We start from the raw sequence: 16,001 nt of genomic DNA, 5'->3' as shown, positions 1-16,001 counted from the left end.
TTTCGAGTCATGGCAGACATCAATCGCGGCCATGGGCGGATGGCCGCCCCGCCGCTCCTACACGGTGGTATCGGATATTGGGGCAAGGCTGCCAATCAGACGTTGCCCAGCCAGCGCTCCAGAGTCTCCCGCAGCGCATCCTTGCTCAGCGGCTTGGTGAGGAAGTCGTCCATGCCTGCCGCCAGGCAGCGGCCCTCGAACTGTTCTTCCGTGGTGCTGGTCAGCGCAATGATCGGCAGCCGGTCGTCCGGCGTATTGTCCGTCTCCCAGTGGCGCAGGCTCTCGATAATCTGGGCGCTGTGCTCGGTATTCTGCTGGCAGTCCACCAGCAACAGGTCGTAGTGCCGGTCGGGCAACTGCTCCAGCGCATCCACGACGGAAGCGGCCACGTCTACCCGGTAGCCGAGGGCCTGCAGCATTTCCTCGGTCACCCCCTGGTGCTGGCGCGACTCCTCGATCAGCAACAGCGAATACTGCCGCGGCAGATCGCCACCGCTGGTGACGATGCGCCGGCTGGCCTTTTTCACCCCACCAAACAGTCGTGCGATCAATGCGTCGTGCAGCTCCTTGCGTGTCACCGGCCGCCCCAGGTACTGGGAGCCGGGCAGCGCCTGCAGCACCTGGGTGAAATCGCTCTTGTGACCGTAGCCTCCCAGGCCGATCAGGGGACACTGGCTGGTATCCGCCGTCGACTCCCGGAAGAAGGTGCTTACCGCGTCCAGCAGGCTGTTGTCGCCCATGGCCGGCGCCAGCAGCACCAGTTGTTTTCTCTCCACCGCTAACTGCAACGCCTGCTGCATCTCTGCCCCGGCGTCCGCGACACACTTGAATGTGGCCACCTCCATCCCAAAGGAGCGCAACACCTGAGCCAGGCCGGCGACAAACAGTCCCTTCTGATGCAGCAGCAGCACCTCGAAATCCTGCAGGCGGCGGTCGGGCGTCAAATAGACCCGCTGATTGGGCTCCATGGTGAACTTCACCACGGCCTGGTAGCGGTTGCCGTCCGGCGTCGAGTGCAATTGCAGGTAACCGCCCATGGCTTCCGCCAGCCCCTTGGCAATGGACAGCCCGAGCCCGGTGGTGACCTGGGCGGTGTCCATACGCGAGAAGGCGCCGAACAGCTCGCTCTCGTCGGGCAGTATCTCGCCGCGGCCGTCGTCGATCAGGCTGATGGTCAGCTGCCCCTCGGCGCTGGTGACCGGGGTAAAACTCACCTGCCCCCAGAGCTCGCCCACCTGGGCGATGACAGTCGCGGAATCCACCAGGTTGCGGATCAGCTGTGCGGTCTTGCGGTTGTCACCAGTCACCATGACCGGCAGGTTGTCGTCGATCTGGAAGTTGAATTCCAGCCGCTGCCGGTGCGCCGCGCGCGCGGCGAACTTGAAGGATTTTTCGATCGTCTTGACCAGGTTGAAGGGGCCCTGGCGCAGGCGGATATCCTTGCGCGCCACGCGGGTGAAGAGTCCCACATTGTCCACCAGCTTCAACTGCTGGCTGCTCGCGGTCTTGGCCAGTCGCACCCACTCCCGCTGGCGCTCCGATAGCGGCTCCGCTTCGAGCAGTGCCAGTGCGCCCAGGGAATCGGACAGCTGGCTGCGAAACTCCTGGCCGATGTTGGCGACGAACTCATTGGTCAGCTCCACCGCGGCCTCGGAATGCTTGCGCGCCGCCGCGAGACTGCTGGCGCGCTGCTGCAGTTCCTGCATGGCGCCGAGGCGATCCCAGTAGTTCTCCGACTCGCGGCGCGCCTGGTGCGCGGTCAGCCACACGAAGGCAAATGTGAGCGCGCCATAGATGGTGCCGAGAAGCTCGCCGGAGATTATCGCCATGACCGCAGCGGGCAGCAGCGGCACGGCGATAAACCAGCTCAGGAAGCGGTGGTAAGGCGCGAATACCGTGGTCACGCTGGAGCAGAAGATGACCGTGTACAACCAGAGGAAATGGGTTTCCGGGGCAAAGCCCAGCAGCCACACATGGCAGAACAGAATGACTCCCCACCAGGCGGCGCCGATGGTCGAGGCCAGGAAATAGCGGCGGCGCCAGCGCTGCGGACCGGTGGAGTACAGATAGCCGAAGCGGAACACGTAATAGCCCCGCAGCAGGGTTAGCAATACCAGGCCGATGCCCAGAATCAGCAGCAGGCGTGGCGCTTCGACGCGCAGATCACCGATGACCGCGGCGATCAGGAAGGCACAGAGCGACAGCAGCATACCCCGGCGGCTGTACTTGGCGATGCGCGTGTCAGTGGCACGGCAGGCGCGGCGGTCTTTCTGGACCTTGAGTTCGGGGCGATCAAATATCGGCATGGAGATCTTCCCTGGACGACCGGGACTAGTGGTTCAAGCGGTAAATTCGGTAACTAAAGCTCACAACCACAGGCTCCAGGGCAAGGCGAAAAAGCGCGGGACTAGCAGGGCTAATTCAAGCTTTTTCAACGCAGCAATGGGGCCTGTGACGAAGAGATCGGTTACAGAATTTACCGCTTGGACCACTAGCCTATTCCCATTATTTCGACCAGCACTGTCTTTATTAGAAAGCCGAGCAACCCGAGGCCCAGCGCGATAAACAGAATCATGGTGCCAAATCTTCCCGCCTTGGACTCCTTGGCCAGGTTCCAGACGATAAACACCATAAACAGGATGAGCCCACCAACGCCCAACCAGAGGGAGTACTCTTCAAACTGCTCAAACGACATGCGGCTGCCCGCTTAAAAAATTAGCGCGCATTGTACAGTGACCGTTGGTGAGTGGCGAGTGGGCGGTGGTCAGTGATGAGGACCAGCACCCACCACCAATTACACCGTCAAGCCCCTTGATAGTAGTCGCCGTCTTCCGCCGCACGGGTACCGCAGCGCAGGCGCCGCACCTCGCGATCCCGGTAGCGGCTGTCGTGCCAGCAGCGCGGCAGGGCCTCACCGGACAGGAAACAAAGCTGGGTCTTGTCGAACACCTCCGGATCCTGCATTTCTTCGCCCCAGAGATAGCGGCCGACCACGGTCAGCTCATATGGATTGGAAAGCGTGACTATATCCGCCACCTCAACCAGGTGATTGGTGGACGTGTCTTTGAATAGCATCTTGGCACCCATTTCGTCTTACTAACCTCAGTATAGGGCTTTTAGCGCCACTCTCCTGAAAGCATTCCCATCTTGCTGGCGGTCACTTTTCCGGCAAATAACTCACTAAAACGAATCTCTGATCGACCCAGGATTCACATTCACCTAAAAATTCGAAGATAACCCAGGGAGTCGCTGCGATTTATTGCGCAGCCTGACAATGCCCGCTGCCATACCGCAGAGGCCTCCCCCTATCATCCCTCGAGGGTAAGTCGCGCCGAAACCATCCCCTCCTCCGGCAGCGCATCGAGGTTCAGGGTGCGAATTGTGAACTGCTGCTGCAGCAGGCTGTTCAGCCAGGGCTGCAGGTCCTGGTAGCGGGCCTCGTCAATCCACAGGCGAATGCGCCCCTCACCCTCAGGCTCGAAGCGCTTGATGGTGATCTGGTGCTGCTCGGCCGCCGCGGTGACCCGCTGCAGCAGGGTGCCAGCGGATTGCGCGCCGCCCGCCATGGGTTCCAGGCGCTCCAGCACCGGCCGCTGAGACTCTATCCACTGCACCAGCGCGCGCGACTCCTCGGCGCGGACGCGGGCGCCATCGAAAAAGCTCTTGGCGGGCACAAACAGGCCGTAGACCAGGAAAAGTCCGCCGAGAAACAGAATCAGGATACCCAGCGCACGCTGGTCGTTTTGGGGCAGCGCCTGCCACTTCTGTTGCCACTGTTCGATTTGTTCTTTCATCGCTCTTTTACTGCCAGTTCGTTCACCTGCGGGCACCGCAAGTGTTATCGCCTTTATAGCTTTCGGCCCGTCAGCGCAGGCGAATGCGCCCGGATACGCCCGTCTCGAGTTCGTTCGCCCCGAGCAGATCTGCGCGGAACTCCCCCTCCGACAGGCGGCCGACAAAGGTGTCCAGATCGGCCAGATTCGGCGCCTGCAACTGCAAGACCATTTCGCCGCGGTTGCCATCAAAGCGCAGCGACTGCAGTTTCAGCTCCCCGCCCTTGTGCTGGCCCCAGACCCGGCTCAACAGCTGCATCTGGCTGCCGAAATTGCCGTCGCCGCCTGCAGCGCCCTTCAGGTAGCCTTCGATCTGCCGGCGAATATCGGCGCTGGGTCTGCTTTGCGGGAAAAGCTCGCTGAACAGGGTGCGCGCCTGCTCCTCGGCACTGTTCGCCCGCCACTGGAAGTAACCGCCGGCCACCGCGAAGAGCAGCAGCTGGGCGACGAAACAGGCCGCCGCCAGCTTGGCGGGCTTGTGCCACCAGTCGCGCTCATCGCTGCCGTCGAGCAACTGGTAGTCACCCGTCATCAGGTTCGCCAGGCGCGCCGGCTTGTAGTGCGTCAACAGCGCCTCCTCGGCGGGCTGATCGATACACTGCAACCCGTCCTCAAACAGCGATTGCAGCTCTGCCACGATCATCGCATCCCGCTCGCCGGCGCCCAGCAGCTGCAGAGTCTGCCTTTCGACGCCGCCATCCTCGCCCTCCGCCAGCGGAGCCAGCAGGGGCTGCAGGTGCTGTCGGCGCAATGACAGGCCGTGGCCCGCCTTTTGCCAGAGATGCGCCCGATCGCCGTCGAGCCACAGGGAAATATCCCCCTCCAGCAGGTCGAGCAGCTGGTATTCCGGAATCGCCGCCGCCAGCGGCCAGTTCAGGCGCTGGACCTGGCTGCGCAACGCATCCATTTTCTCCACCGCAATGGCGTAGACGCTGCAGAGGTCGCCGTGGCGCGGCTGGCAGACGAAGTGCAAGTCTTCGACATCCTCCGCCAGGCGCTCCTCGACCATGTAGCCGATGGCGCTGGTCTGGCGACGGGCCGCTTTGGGAATTGTCTCGAGGCCGCTCCAGACCCAGTTGCCCGGCAGCAGCAGCAGCACGCGCGCGCCCTCCGGAATATTGAGCTGTATGGCGTCAACCGCAGCGTCCGCGGCCTCACAGGCATCGCCCGCCGTTTCGCAATCGGGATCGAAGGCCCGCACAAAGGCGTCGTCGAGCGCCACCCGACGCCAGCCGCCGTGACTCCAGCAGTGCAACTGCAGTGGCGCATGACGCGTGCCGCCCTCGCGCAGCCGCAGCAACATCAGCTGCCCGCGGGGCGCAGACTCGCCTTTGGCACCACTTGAACTGTTTATCGTAACCATATGATTTTATTGCGTTAATTGTTCGCTTCAGTAACTTCGTAATCCAGCAGCTCCTGCATCATGGTGCCGGAAAAAGTGCGGCGCTGCCGCTGCACTACCTGCGCCTGACCGCTGCTCTCGTCCAGTTGCAAAGTGGTTTCCCAATACTGTCGATAGTCGCCGTCGGGTCCCAGCTGGACCGCGATACGGGCGAGGTAGTACTGGCTGTGGAAGACCAGCCTGGCGGCGCTCGAAATCCCGTAATCCGCCAGCTGCGCGCGATCGCTGAACACGCCGTCCGACTCGCGAAAACGGACTATCTCGGCGGCGTTGGCCTGAGGATCCATCGCCTCCAGCAATTCCTGCGGCGCGAAGTTGATATTGACCGCCGTGCCCGATTCCGGCAGCGCGCACAGAAACGGCTGCAGTTTCTGCCAGTCCTCCGCCTCCATCCCCTGCACCGCGGACAGTTCGGAGATGTCGCTGATCGGAGTGTCCGGCGTGCGGTGGGCGATCTCGCGCCCGAGGTAGCCGTCGTCCTCGGTGCCGGGCGCCAGCGGTGTATCGCCGGCATCGATCCAGTCCTGAATCGACTTGGCCAGCTCCGCCTTGCCGCTCACATTGCGCACCAGGCGCTCGAAAACCTGCCGCTGCTCGGACTGCTCGCCCGCCGCGTCGGCGAGATTATTCACATTAAAGCAGGAATTTAAGTCTTTGATATTAATGCGAATTCTGCCGTTATCCGGGTTGAACGCCAGTGCCTTCTGCGCCCAGGCCTCCTGCGCGGAATCCGCGGACTGATTCTGTTCGCGGTCCGCCAGGAAGTCCCGCTCCAGCGCGACCCGCGCCCAGGCCTCGGCGCCGCCGACAAACTCCGCCAGCTGGGTATTCGCCAGCAGTGCCCCGGTGCGCGAGACGGCAATGCGATTGCGGGTGATGGCGTGGGTCACGGCGGCGATGGCGATGACCATCACCAGCAGCACCGTGATCAGGGCGACGCCGCGCTGGCGGCCGATGGCGCTATTCACTGGCGCGCCCTCCGCGCTCATCACTGTTTTCCTGGTCCTCGGGCGTGCCGGAGTCATCGCTGCCTTCTCCGTCCGCACCGCCTTCACCCGCACCCTCCTCGCCCGGTGTGTCGCCGTTGTCACCACCATCGCCCCGGTCGCCACCGGCAGATGCGGAAATGCGCGGCAGCGAGAAGACGCGGCGCAGCTCGCCGCCGGTGCGGGTGACAAGCACCAGTTCTACCGCCTGCGGCAAGCGCGTTTCGGCTGTCGCGGCCGCACTGCGCTCACTGACCGGCGGCCACTGGGACAGCCAGGCCTCGGTATCCGGGTCGTAGTAGCGCAGGTTCAGGCTGTCGACGCCGAGCAGCAGCGGCTCGGCCACCGGCTCCGAATCCGGCGCCCGGTCCAGTACCCGCCAGCGGCTGCGCAGCAGCAGCGCGCCACTTTCCTCTGCCGACGCACCTGCGCCCTCGCCCTCCGCAAAGCCGACGCTGTAACCGAGCCGCTGCAGTTCGCCGCGCGGTTCTCCGGTCAGGTTGGCGGCACCGAGCCGGGTGAATTCGAACTCGTTCGCGTCGCCGCGCAGCGCCGGTTCGTAGCCGTTGTAGGCATTCTTCACCGGGCGCGCGGTCAACTGGCGCAGGTCGTCGTCGATGCGATACATGGCCATGGAGAAACGGCGCAGCTCCTCGGCACGCAATTCCAGCGCCCGGTCTGTGCTGTTGAAGGTGTCCAGCAGTGCGTAGGAACCGACGCTGATAATGGCCACCAGCATCAGTACCACGAGGATTTCGATCAGGGTGAAGCCGGACTGGTGCCTGAGGGCGAGAACTCGCATGCGCGTCACTCCTCCTGTGCCGCCCAGGCGTCGAGGGTCAGGGTTGGGCTTTCGGCATCGGGGCGCGCCACCTCAATGGTGATATGGCGCATGCGCTCCTCGCTGGTCGTTTCCACGCGGGCAGTCACCTGCCACTCGCGCTCGCCGAAGGGCACCCGCTCGGATTTCTCCCCCAGCGGCGGCCAGGGACTGCGCACACGCACTTCCGCCAGCACCTGCTGCGCCACCCAGTTGGCGGCCAGCCGATCCTCCATCGCCGCCTGCTGGCGCACACTGCCCTGCATTGTCTTCAGCACACTGACGGCGACGACACCGAAAATCACCAGCGCCACCAGCACTTCGACCAGGGTGAAACCGCGCTGGGAGCGGCGACGATCAATAGTCATCTGCCTGCCACTCGAGCTGCAGACCGTGCAGACTGGTGTAGGAAATGGTCGCACCGCGGCCGATATCGCCGTCCTGCAGCAGGAACATGGCCAGCTCGACCGGCAGTATCTCGCCACTGGACAGGGCGACGAATTGCGGTATCGGCTGCGCGCTATCGTCCGCCTCGGCGGCGAATTCGGCCGGTGCCGACGACGGCAGCTCGGCCTCGCTGATCACCTCGATGCGCATATTGCCCGGCAGCTGATGGGCGACGAAGCGCGCCGCTACCGACTTGGCCGCGACGGCGTCGAGGGACTGCCATTTCAGGGTCGCCGGGTCGAAGCGCACCACGCGGTAGGCATCCTGCTCCAGCACTACGCCGTAGTGGGCCTTGTCAATCAGGGCGCGGTCCGCCACCAGCTGCAGCAGTGCGGCGAGCCGCTGCACTTCGCCACTCCAGGCACGGGCCCCGGAGTTGCCCAGGGAGAGCACCGCCATACCCGCGAGGGTGGCGATGATCACGATCACCACCAGTACCTCGATCAGCGTAAAGCCGTGGCTGCGACTGGGCCTGGCGCGCATGGAGAAATCCGGGCTGCTACTTAGAGATCGGCGACAATGATATCGGCGGCTTCGCCCTCACCGCCGGGCTTGCCGTCGGCGCCGAGACTGAACAGGTCGTAGGGGCCGCTGCTGCCGGGGCTGATGTACTGGTATTCGTTGCCCCAGGGATCCTTCGGTGCCTTCTTCAGGTACGGCTCGACCCAGTTCTTGGCTTCGGGAAAACCGGAGGGCTTGGCCACCAGCGCCTGCAGGCCCTGGTCCGAACTCGGGTAGACGAAGTTGTCCATGCGATACATGTCCAGCGCCGTCTCGATCGCGCGCAGGTCCACCACCGCCGCCTTCATGCGCGCCTCGCCGGTGCGCCCCAGCACGTTCGGCACGACGAGGGCGCCGAGTACGCCGAGAATCACGATCACCACCATGATCTCGATCAGCGTAAAGCCGCCGCTTTTGCGTAGATTTTTCATTGCTCTTCTCCCAATGGCCTGCGCACAGGCTCTTATACCACCAGTTGGTTCATGCTCATGATGGGCATCATAATCGCCATCACGATAAACAGTACAATGCCGGCCATCAGCAGCAGCATGGCCGGTTCGAACAGGCTGACGAAGGCGGTCACCGCGCCCTGCAGATCCTGCTCCTGGGACTCGGCCGCGCGGCCGAGCATCTCGTCCAGCGTGCCGGAGGACTCGCCGCTGGCAATCATGTAGATCATCATCGGTGGAATATATTCCACGTCTTCCAGGGCGCGGCGCAGGCTGCCGCCTTCCCGCACCGATTTCTGCGCAGCCTGCAGCCGCTCCTTCAGGAATTCGTTGCTCATGACGCCGCTGGCGATACCCATCGCCTGCACCAGCGGCACGCTGCTGCCGGTCAGGATGGCCAGGGTGCCGACGTAGCGCGCGCTCTGGCTACCGCGCACCAGCCAGCCGATCAGCGGCAGTTCCAGCAACCGGTGGTGGAAGCGGTGGCGAATCGCAGGGCGGCGCAGCAGGAAAATGGCGGCGGCGACCAGCGCCGCCAGCGCGGGCGGCACCAGCCAGCCCCAGGCAGAGATAAAGTCGGACAGTGCCACCAGAATACGGGTCGGCAGCGGCAGCACCTGGCCGGTGCCGGTGAACACCTCGATCACATCCGGCACCACGTAGACCATCAGGCCGGTGACCACGAGGATACAGATGAACACCAGCACCATCGGGTAGATCAGCGCCAGCTGCACCTTCTGGCGGAATTTCTGCTGGTTCTCGGTGTAGTCGCCGAGGCGCTCCAGCACCGCATCCAGGTGTCCGGAATGCTCGCCGGCCTCCACGGTGGCGCGATAGAGCTTGGGAAAGGCGCGGGGAAAGCTGCCCAGGGCCTGGGCGAAGCTGTGCCCCTCGAGCACCTTGCCGCGCACCGCCAGCACGATGCGGCGGATCTTGTGGTTGCGGCTCTGGTTGGCGATGGCGCCGAGGGTCTCCTCCAGCGGAATGCCGGCGCGCAACAGCGTCGCGATCTGCCGGGTCAGCAGGGCCAGGTGCTTGATGCTGAGGCCGGGACTGCCACTGAACAGGCGCGCACCGCCCTGGGCGGCCGTTTCCGTGGCCGGCGCCACTTCCAGCGGTACCATGCCCTTGGCGCGCAGCTGCTGGCGCGCGGCGCGGGCGCTGTCCGCCTCCAGGGTGCCGCGGCTCTTGCGGCCGGAGCTGGAGAGGGCGGTGTACTCAAATGCGGCCACGGTCAGGACTCCTGCGTAACTCGGACCACTTCTTCCAGTGAAGTAATGCCTGCCAGTACCTTGGCCACCCCGTCTTCGCGGATGCTCGGCGCCACTTTGCGCGCCTCCGCCACCAGTCTGCTCTCGGAAGCGCGGTCGTGAATCAGCTGGCGCATGGTCTCGTTGACCGGCACCAGCTCGTAGATACCCACGCGGCCGATATAGCCGCTGTGACTGCAGTGATCGCAGCCGTTCGGGCGGTAGATGACTGTCTCTGCAGCGCCTTCGACCCCCAGCATCCGACATTCGCCCTCATCTGCGGGGTGCGGCTGCTTGCAGTCCGGGCAGAGTACGCGCACCAGCCGCTGGGCCAGCACGCCGATCAGGCTCGACGACAGCAGGAAAGGCTCGATACCCATATCCACCAGGCGCGTCACAGCACCGAGGGCGGTATTGGTGTGCAGGGTGGAGAGCACCAGGTGCCCGGTGAGGCTCGCCTGGATGGCGATCTGCATCGTCTCCAGGTCGCGGATCTCGCCCACCATCACCACATCCGGGTCCTGGCGCAGGATCGCGCGCAGGCCGCGGGCGAACGTCATGTCCGCCTTGGTGTTGACCTGTGTCTGGCCTATGCCTTCCAGGTTGTACTCCACCGGGTCTTCGACGGTGAGGATGTTCTTTTCGCGGTTATTGATACTGCCGAGACCCGCATAGAGGGTCGTCGTCTTACCGGAACCGGTGGGGCCTGTGACCAGCAGTATGCCGTGCGGACGCGTCAGCAGATCGGTCATCACCCGCAGGTCGCCGTCCGCCATCCCCAGCTTGCTCAGGTCCATCTTGCCCGCCTGTTTGTCGAGCAGGCGCATCACCACCCGCTCGCCGGCGGAGGACGGCATGGTGGAGACCCGCACATCCACCTCGCGCCCTGCCATCAGTAGCGAGATGCGGCCGTCCTGGGGAATCCGCTTCTCGGCGATATCCAGCTTGGCCATGACCTTGATACGGGAAACCAGCAGCGGGGCCAGCGCGCGGCGCGGCTGCAGCACTTCGCGCAGCACGCCGTCGACGCGGAAACGCACCACCAGGCGCTTGTCGAATGTCTCGATATGGATATCCGAGGCGCCCTGCTTCAGCGACTCGGCGAATATGGCGTTGATCAGCTTGACGATGGGAGCATCGTCCTCCTGCTCCAGCAGGTCCTCGGTCTCCGGCAGCGAGTCGACGATGGCGGCAAGGTCCAGCTCCTCACCGAGACCCTCGACGTCAGACAGGTTGCCGCCCTCGCGGTTCTCGTACTGGCGCTGCAGCGCCCCCTGGAAGACCTCATCGTCCACCGCTTCGATATCCACCGCAGTGCCGCTGAGGCGCTGCACCTCGGCGAGCACCGTCGGGTTCAGCGGCGCCACGTACTGGCAGCGCGGCTGGCCGTCCAGGTCCACCAGCAGCACCCGGTGCCGCTTGGCGAACGCGTATGGCAGGCGCCGTATCATTGGAGTTGTCTCTACCGCGTTGGCCGTCATTTTGTAACTTCTGCCTCCAGCACCTCGACCGGCGGGCCGTCGCCCTCGTCATAGCTGCCGGTGGGCGGCAGCAGGTCCGGCAGTACGTCGCCGCGGTGCCAATCCCAGATTACGCTGGTTTTGTCGCGGAGGTACAGCTGCTTCTGCTGCAGGTCGAGATAGCGCGAGCGGGTCTCCTCGTAGCCGGCGACCTGGGTGCTGAGGATTTTCGGGCGCAGGAAGACCATCAGGTTGGTCTTGTCAACATCCTTGCTGGTATTGCGGAACAGACGGCCGATACCGGGAATGTCCCCGAGCAGTGGCACCTTGGAAACCGACTCGGTTACCTTGTCCTCGATCAGTCCGCCGAGCACGAGAATGGCGCCGTCGTCGATCAGCACCTTGGTGCGTATCTCGCGCTTGCTGGTAACGATATCGGCCGCACCGGTTACGCCCTCGGCAAACGGCAGGACGTTTTCCACCTTCTGCTCGATCTCCAGCGTCACCGAGTTGTTGTTGTTCACGCGCGGGGTGACTTTCAGCGTGGTGCCCACGTCTTCCCGCTGAATGGTGGTAAACGGATCGTTATTGCTGCCCGACAGCAGCTGTTCGCCGGTGATAAACGGCACGTTCTGGCCGACGAGGATTTCCGCCTCCTCGTTGTCGAGCGCCATGATGGTTGGCGTGGAGAGAATATTGGCGTTGTTCTCTCTCGCCACCGCGTTGATTGCCAAGCGGATATCAGTACCGCTCAGGTAGCCCAGATGCAGGGCGCCGGGACCGGTGAGGCTGGTCAGCGGCAGCGAGAACGGATTCAGGGTATCGATGATATTGCCGTCTTCATCGACGCCGGTGGTGGACGGCAGGTTGTTCCAGCCCGCCACTACGTCTTCGTTGGCACCGGCGATCCAGCTGATACCCAGTTCGTTGCCGGTGCCCTCGGTGACCTCGACGATGATCGCCTCGATCAGCACCTGGGCGCGACGCACGTCCAGCTTGGCGATAACCCCTTTCATGGTTTCCAGCAGCGACGGCGGCGCCGTCAGCACCAGCGAGTTGAGCGCTTCGTTGACCTGGATGCTCACCTCGACATCGGCGGCCTGCTGGTCCTTCTCAGTCTTCTGGATGCTGCCGCTCATGCCCTCCAGAATCGGCTTCAGATCGGCGGCATTGGCGTACTGCACATAGATGACCGCGGTGTTGCCCTCACCGGAGAGCGGCTGATCCAGCCGGCGAATCACGTTCTTGAGTTGCTGGCGGGTCACCGGGTCGCCGGTCAGCAGCACGCTGTTGGAGCGCTCGTCCACCGCGATGCGCAGCGGCTGCACCTCGCTGCCGGGGGTGCCGTTCTTGCCGCCGGCCTGCAGCAGCTCGCCCAGCACCTGCTTTATCTCCTTGGCGGAGGCAAACTGCAGCGGCACCATTTCAATCTCGATAGCGCCGGCGCGGTCCAGCTGCTTGACTAGGCGCACTATCTGGTCGATGTTGGCGGCGCGGTCGGCAATGATCAGGGTATTGGTGTCGGCATAGGCGGCCAGGTGGCCCGTCTGCGGAATCAGCGGCCGCAGCATCGCGATCAGCTGGGCGGCGGAGATGTTCTCCACGCGCACGGTGCGCACCACCAGGGATTCCGCCGGAGCCCGCGTTTTCTCGTCCGCCACCGGGATCGCCTGCTGCTTGGCCAGCGCGTCCGGCACCACCTTCCAGGTACCGCCCTGCTCCACCAGGCTGAAACCGTTGACCTGCAGTACCGACATAAATACGTCGAAAGCCTCTTCGTGGGTCATCGGATCGCCCGCGACCACGGTGACCTTACCCTTGACGTTCGGGTGGACGATGATGTTCTTGCCGGTGAAATCCGCGGCCCAATTGATCAGATCGCGGATATCCGCGTTATCGAGAGACAGTGTGACCCTTTCCGGGGCCTGAGCCAGTACTGAAGCCGATATAAATATCCCCACCCCGACAGCAAGCAGCCGCCGATAAAACATCCTCATCATTATTTGTCTGGCTCTTAAAATATTTTTTGTAAATGTTGAAAACTGGTCTTGGTAAAAATTTTCTGTCAGTTCCGGCGCTCGGCGCGACGCTCGCGGGCCAGGTTGCGCAGTTCTTCCAGCCGCTCCCTGATGGACTGCTGCTTGTCCGACCGGCTGGCATCGCTGGAGGCGCTGATCTCTGCGGCCTGGCGGGCGTAATCGGTGTACTTCTGCAGCGGCACGCTCGGGCGGCCGTCTTCATCCGGGTAGGTAAGTTTTTCCATCTTGCCGTTGCGGCGCAGGACTACGTGGTCCACCGCCACCGAGTAGAGTTCGGCCCCTCCGGGCAATGTATCTCCGACATACAGACGCTGTGCCGGCTTGCCCTTCTCTGCCACCAGTGCGCTGGCCTTGTCCTTGGCACTGCTGTCAAGCACGCCGGACAGCACCAGGTTGAGCTGGGTGATGGGAATATTGGTCAGATCGACTTCGGGCTGCTGAGTGGGTTTGACGGCCGCGCGGCCGAAGAAGGGCGTGCTGGGTAACGAGGTAACCCGCTGGGCCGGAACATGGCTGCTGCGCTTCGCCAGCAGCGACTCCTCCTCTCCAGCGGGGATCAGCAGCGCCCCATAGGCGAGCAGATTAAAAAACAACCAGCCAGCGACGACACCTATGGACACCATGGCGCTGCGCGCCAACGGTTTGCGCGGCTCGCGTGGGGCGAATCTGGCGCCGATGGAGCCAACGGCTCGCTTTACTGGGGACATGGACAAACCTGTATTTCAGTTCAACAATCGACTGAATTTCTCAATTATTGACGCCTATTCTCTTTCGTCATCCCGGGAAAGGCAATGTTCCCAAGCTGGCGTCGCACCGCACATGATTTGTCCTCAAACGCCGCAATCACCGGAAATACATCTTTCCCCCAAAAGAAAGGGCGACTCGATGCCGCCCTTTCCAAGGTTGATTAAGTATATTAATCAAAAATTACAACTTTGTTTCAAGCTCGGGAATCGCGTCAAAGAGATCCGCAACCAGGCCATAGTCGGCGACGGAAAAGATCGGCGCCTCCTCATCCTTGTTGATCGCCACGATCACCTTGGAGTCTTTCATACCGGCCAGATGCTGGATGGCGCCGGAGATGCCCACGGCGATATACAGGTCCGGCGCGACGATCTTGCCGGTCTGACCGACCTGCATATCGTTGGGCACGAAGCCGGCATCCACCGCCGCGCGGGAGGCACCCACTGCGGCACCCAGCTTGTCTGCCAACTTGTACAGCATCTCGAAATTGTCGCCGTTCTGCATGCCGCGACCACCGGAAATCACCACGCGCGCGGCCGTCAGTTCCGGACGGTCAGACTTGGCCAGTTCTTCACCAACGAAAGAGGAAACACCGGCGTCATCGGCGATGCCCACGGCTTCAACCGCCGCGCTGCCACCCTCGGCTGCAACCGGGTCAAAGCCGGTGGTGCGCACGGTGATCACCTTGGTGGCATCGCTGCTCTGCACTGTCGCAATCACGTTGCCGGCGTAGATCGGGCGCTTGAAGGTGTCGGCGCTCTCGACGGCAATGATGTCGGAGATCGGCTGCACGTCCAGCAGCGCCGCGGCGCGCGGCAGCATGTTTTTGCCGGTAGTGGTGGCGGGAGCGAGGATATGGCTGTAGTCCTTGCCCAGGTCGGCGACCAGCTTGGCGACGTTTTCGGCCAGCTGGTGCTCATAAGCGGCGTTGTCCGCCACCAGCACTTTGGCCACACCGTCGATCTTGGCGGCGGCTTCACCGGCGGCGCCGCAGCCGGCTCCGGCGACCAGTACGTGGATATCGCCACCGATGGCCTTGGCCGCGGCCACGGTATTGAGCGTGGCGCCCTTGATTTCGGCGTTGTCGTGTTCCGCAATAACCAGAATGCTCATCAGATTACCTTCGCCTCGTTCTTCAGTTTCTCTACCAGTTCCGCCACGTCGGCAACCTTGACGCCGGCCTGGCGCTCGGCCGGCGGCTCAACTTTCAGGGTCTTGGTGCGCGGCGTGATGTCCACACCCAGCTCGTCGGGGGTGGTGGTGTCGAGCGGTTTCTTCTTCGCCTTCATGATGTTCGGCAGCGAGGCGTAGCGCGGCTCGTTGAGGCGCAGGTCGGTAGTCACAATGGCCGGCAGCTTGAGCTCGACCGTCTGCAGACCGCCGTCGATTTCGCGGGTCACCTTGACGGCGTCGCCTTCCACAGTGACTTCGGAGGCGAAGGTACCCTGCCCCATTCCGGTCAGTGCGCCCAGCATCTGGCCTGTCTGGTTGTTGTCACCGTCGATGGACTGCTTGCCCAGAATGACCAGTTGCGGCTCTTCCTTGTCCACGATCGCCTTCAGGCACTTGGCGACGGCCAGCGGCTGCAGCTCGGCATCGGCTTCCACCAGGATACCGCGGTCGGCGCCCAGCGCCAGCGCGGTGCGGATCTGCTCCTGGCACTGCTTGGGACCCATGGAAACGGCGACTATCTCGCTGACAACGCCTTTCTCCTTCAAGCGTACCGCCTCTTCTACCGCAATCTCGCAGAAGGGGTTGATAGACATTTTTACGTTGGCGGTATCTACGTCAGAACCGTCCGCCTTGGGGCGAACCTTGACGTTGTAGTCCACAACGCGTTTCACAGCTACAAGAACTTTCATGGAAATCCCGTCTCAAATTAGCCTTTTAACAGCCGCGACTGACAGTTCACATCGCGAACGGATACGGTTTTCTGGTCAAACAAGTGTTTGAACGGCGTGTATGGTGGCCCTTCTATACGGCAAAATCAATAGCCAAATGGACGAGCCGACTGCCATTCAGCAAATCTATTTCCGGATATAAAATTCACCCATTCGGGGCTTCTAAGCC

Annotated in this window: 16 protein-coding genes; all 16 read right to left on the bottom strand. The window is 63.1% G+C overall.

The window, feature by feature from the left end; all coding sequences use genetic code 11:
* Positions 1-95: 95 nt before the first annotated feature.
* The gene (locus tag RRF64_RS02115) at positions 96-2,306 is read right to left on the bottom strand and encodes a response regulator (protein ID WP_323844167.1); all 2,211 of its coding nucleotides are present in this window, start codon (positions 2,304-2,306) and stop codon (positions 96-98) included.
* 185 nt (positions 2,307-2,491) lie between these two features.
* Complete coding sequence (locus RRF64_RS02110) at positions 2,492-2,695, bottom strand: DUF2788 domain-containing protein (protein WP_323844166.1); 204 nt, start codon at positions 2,693-2,695, stop codon at positions 2,492-2,494.
* A gap of 107 nt (positions 2,696-2,802) precedes the next feature.
* Positions 2,803-3,075, bottom strand: a complete 273-nt coding sequence (locus RRF64_RS02105) for an acetyltransferase (protein ID WP_323844165.1) — start codon at positions 3,073-3,075, stop codon at positions 2,803-2,805.
* 233 nt (positions 3,076-3,308) lie between these two features.
* Complete coding sequence (gspM, locus tag RRF64_RS02100) at positions 3,309-3,794, bottom strand: type II secretion system protein GspM (RefSeq protein ID WP_323844164.1); 486 nt, start codon at positions 3,792-3,794, stop codon at positions 3,309-3,311.
* A 70-nt stretch (positions 3,795-3,864) separates the two neighbouring features.
* Positions 3,865-5,196 carry a type II secretion system protein GspL gene (gene gspL / locus RRF64_RS02095; protein ID WP_323844163.1) on the bottom strand — a complete coding sequence of 444 codons (1,332 nt, stop codon included), beginning with the start codon at positions 5,194-5,196 and terminating at the stop codon, positions 3,865-3,867.
* A gap of 14 nt (positions 5,197-5,210) precedes the next feature.
* Entirely contained in the window at positions 5,211-6,203 is a 993-nt protein-coding gene (gspK, locus tag RRF64_RS02090; RefSeq protein ID WP_323844162.1) for a type II secretion system minor pseudopilin GspK, read from the bottom strand.
* Complete coding sequence (gene gspJ, locus RRF64_RS02085; protein WP_323844161.1) at positions 6,196-7,023, bottom strand: type II secretion system minor pseudopilin GspJ; 828 nt, start codon at positions 7,021-7,023, stop codon at positions 6,196-6,198. Before gspJ ends, gspK begins: the two co-directional genes overlap by 8 nt.
* Positions 7,024-7,028: 5 nt before the next feature.
* Positions 7,029-7,409, bottom strand: a complete 381-nt coding sequence (gene gspI, locus RRF64_RS02080; protein WP_323844160.1) for a type II secretion system minor pseudopilin GspI — start codon at positions 7,407-7,409, stop codon at positions 7,029-7,031.
* Entirely contained in the window at positions 7,399-7,971 is a 573-nt protein-coding gene (locus RRF64_RS02075) for a prepilin-type N-terminal cleavage/methylation domain-containing protein (RefSeq protein ID WP_323844159.1), read from the bottom strand. Before RRF64_RS02075 ends, gspI begins: the two co-directional genes overlap by 11 nt.
* A 20-nt stretch (positions 7,972-7,991) precedes the next feature.
* Positions 7,992-8,420 carry a type II secretion system major pseudopilin GspG gene (gene gspG, locus RRF64_RS02070; RefSeq protein ID WP_323844158.1) on the bottom strand — a complete coding sequence of 143 codons (429 nt, stop codon included), beginning with the start codon at positions 8,418-8,420 and terminating at the stop codon, positions 7,992-7,994.
* Positions 8,421-8,452: 32 nt separating this feature from the next.
* Complete coding sequence (gene gspF / locus RRF64_RS02065) at positions 8,453-9,670, bottom strand: type II secretion system inner membrane protein GspF (RefSeq protein WP_323844157.1); 1,218 nt, start codon at positions 9,668-9,670, stop codon at positions 8,453-8,455.
* Positions 9,671-9,672: 2 nt separating this feature from the next.
* A complete protein-coding gene (gspE, locus tag RRF64_RS02060) occupies positions 9,673-11,139 on the bottom strand; it encodes a type II secretion system ATPase GspE (RefSeq protein WP_323844156.1) in 1,467 nt (488 codons plus the stop codon).
* Positions 11,140-11,165: 26 nt separating this feature from the next.
* Entirely contained in the window at positions 11,166-13,148 is a 1,983-nt protein-coding gene (gene gspD, locus RRF64_RS02055; protein ID WP_323844155.1) for a type II secretion system secretin GspD, read from the bottom strand.
* A 65-nt stretch (positions 13,149-13,213) separates the two neighbouring features.
* Complete coding sequence (locus tag RRF64_RS02050) at positions 13,214-13,894, bottom strand: type II secretion system protein N (protein WP_323844154.1); 681 nt, start codon at positions 13,892-13,894, stop codon at positions 13,214-13,216.
* Between the two features lie 220 nt (positions 13,895-14,114).
* Entirely contained in the window at positions 14,115-15,044 is a 930-nt protein-coding gene (locus RRF64_RS02045) for an electron transfer flavoprotein subunit alpha/FixB family protein (protein WP_323844153.1), read from the bottom strand.
* Positions 15,044-15,793 (bottom strand): electron transfer flavoprotein subunit beta/FixA family protein, encoded by a 750-nt coding sequence (locus tag RRF64_RS02040; protein WP_323844152.1) that lies wholly within the window; start codon positions 15,791-15,793, stop codon positions 15,044-15,046. Before RRF64_RS02040 ends, RRF64_RS02045 begins: the two co-directional genes overlap by 1 nt.
* Positions 15,794-16,001 lie beyond the last annotated feature (208 nt).

It is taken from the genome of Microbulbifer magnicolonia, from assembly GCF_035117725.1.
In the GTDB taxonomy this organism is placed as follows: domain Bacteria; phylum Pseudomonadota; class Gammaproteobacteria; order Pseudomonadales; family Cellvibrionaceae; genus Microbulbifer; species Microbulbifer magnicolonia.
Note: the sequence above shows the minus strand (reverse complement) of the source record. Positions and strands in the feature narration are given on the sequence as shown.

What these genes read in the sequence shown, in the direction of transcription:
- RRF64_RS02115 (WP_323844167.1), bottom strand. Translation starts at nt 2,306, where the DNA reads ATGCCGATATTTGATCGCCCCGAACTCAAGGTCCAGAAAGACCGCCGC.
- gspI (WP_323844160.1), bottom strand. Translation starts at nt 7,409, where the DNA reads ATGACTATTGATCGTCGCCGCTCCCAGCGCGGTTTCACCCTGGTCGAA.
- RRF64_RS02050 (WP_323844154.1), bottom strand. Translation starts at nt 13,894, where the DNA reads ATGTCCCCAGTAAAGCGAGCCGTTGGCTCCATCGGCGCCAGATTCGCC.
- gspJ (WP_323844161.1), bottom strand. Translation starts at nt 7,023, where the DNA reads ATGCGAGTTCTCGCCCTCAGGCACCAGTCCGGCTTCACCCTGATCGAA.
- gspL (WP_323844163.1), bottom strand. Translation starts at nt 5,196, where the DNA reads ATGGTTACGATAAACAGTTCAAGTGGTGCCAAAGGCGAGTCTGCGCCC.
- RRF64_RS02075 (WP_323844159.1), bottom strand. Translation starts at nt 7,971, where the DNA reads ATGCGCGCCAGGCCCAGTCGCAGCCACGGCTTTACGCTGATCGAGGTA.
- RRF64_RS02105 (WP_323844165.1), bottom strand. Translation starts at nt 3,075, where the DNA reads ATGCTATTCAAAGACACGTCCACCAATCACCTGGTTGAGGTGGCGGAT.
- RRF64_RS02045 (WP_323844153.1), bottom strand. Translation starts at nt 15,044, where the DNA reads ATGAGCATTCTGGTTATTGCGGAACACGACAACGCCGAAATCAAGGGC.
- RRF64_RS02110 (WP_323844166.1), bottom strand. Translation starts at nt 2,695, where the DNA reads ATGTCGTTTGAGCAGTTTGAAGAGTACTCCCTCTGGTTGGGCGTTGGT.
- gspD (WP_323844155.1), bottom strand. Translation starts at nt 13,148, where the DNA reads ATGATGAGGATGTTTTATCGGCGGCTGCTTGCTGTCGGGGTGGGGATA.
- gspM (WP_323844164.1), bottom strand. Translation starts at nt 3,794, where the DNA reads ATGAAAGAACAAATCGAACAGTGGCAACAGAAGTGGCAGGCGCTGCCC.
- gspE (WP_323844156.1), bottom strand. Translation starts at nt 11,139, where the DNA reads ATGATACGGCGCCTGCCATACGCGTTCGCCAAGCGGCACCGGGTGCTG.
- RRF64_RS02040 (WP_323844152.1), bottom strand. Translation starts at nt 15,793, where the DNA reads ATGAAAGTTCTTGTAGCTGTGAAACGCGTTGTGGACTACAACGTCAAG.
- gspG (WP_323844158.1), bottom strand. Translation starts at nt 8,420, where the DNA reads ATGAAAAATCTACGCAAAAGCGGCGGCTTTACGCTGATCGAGATCATG.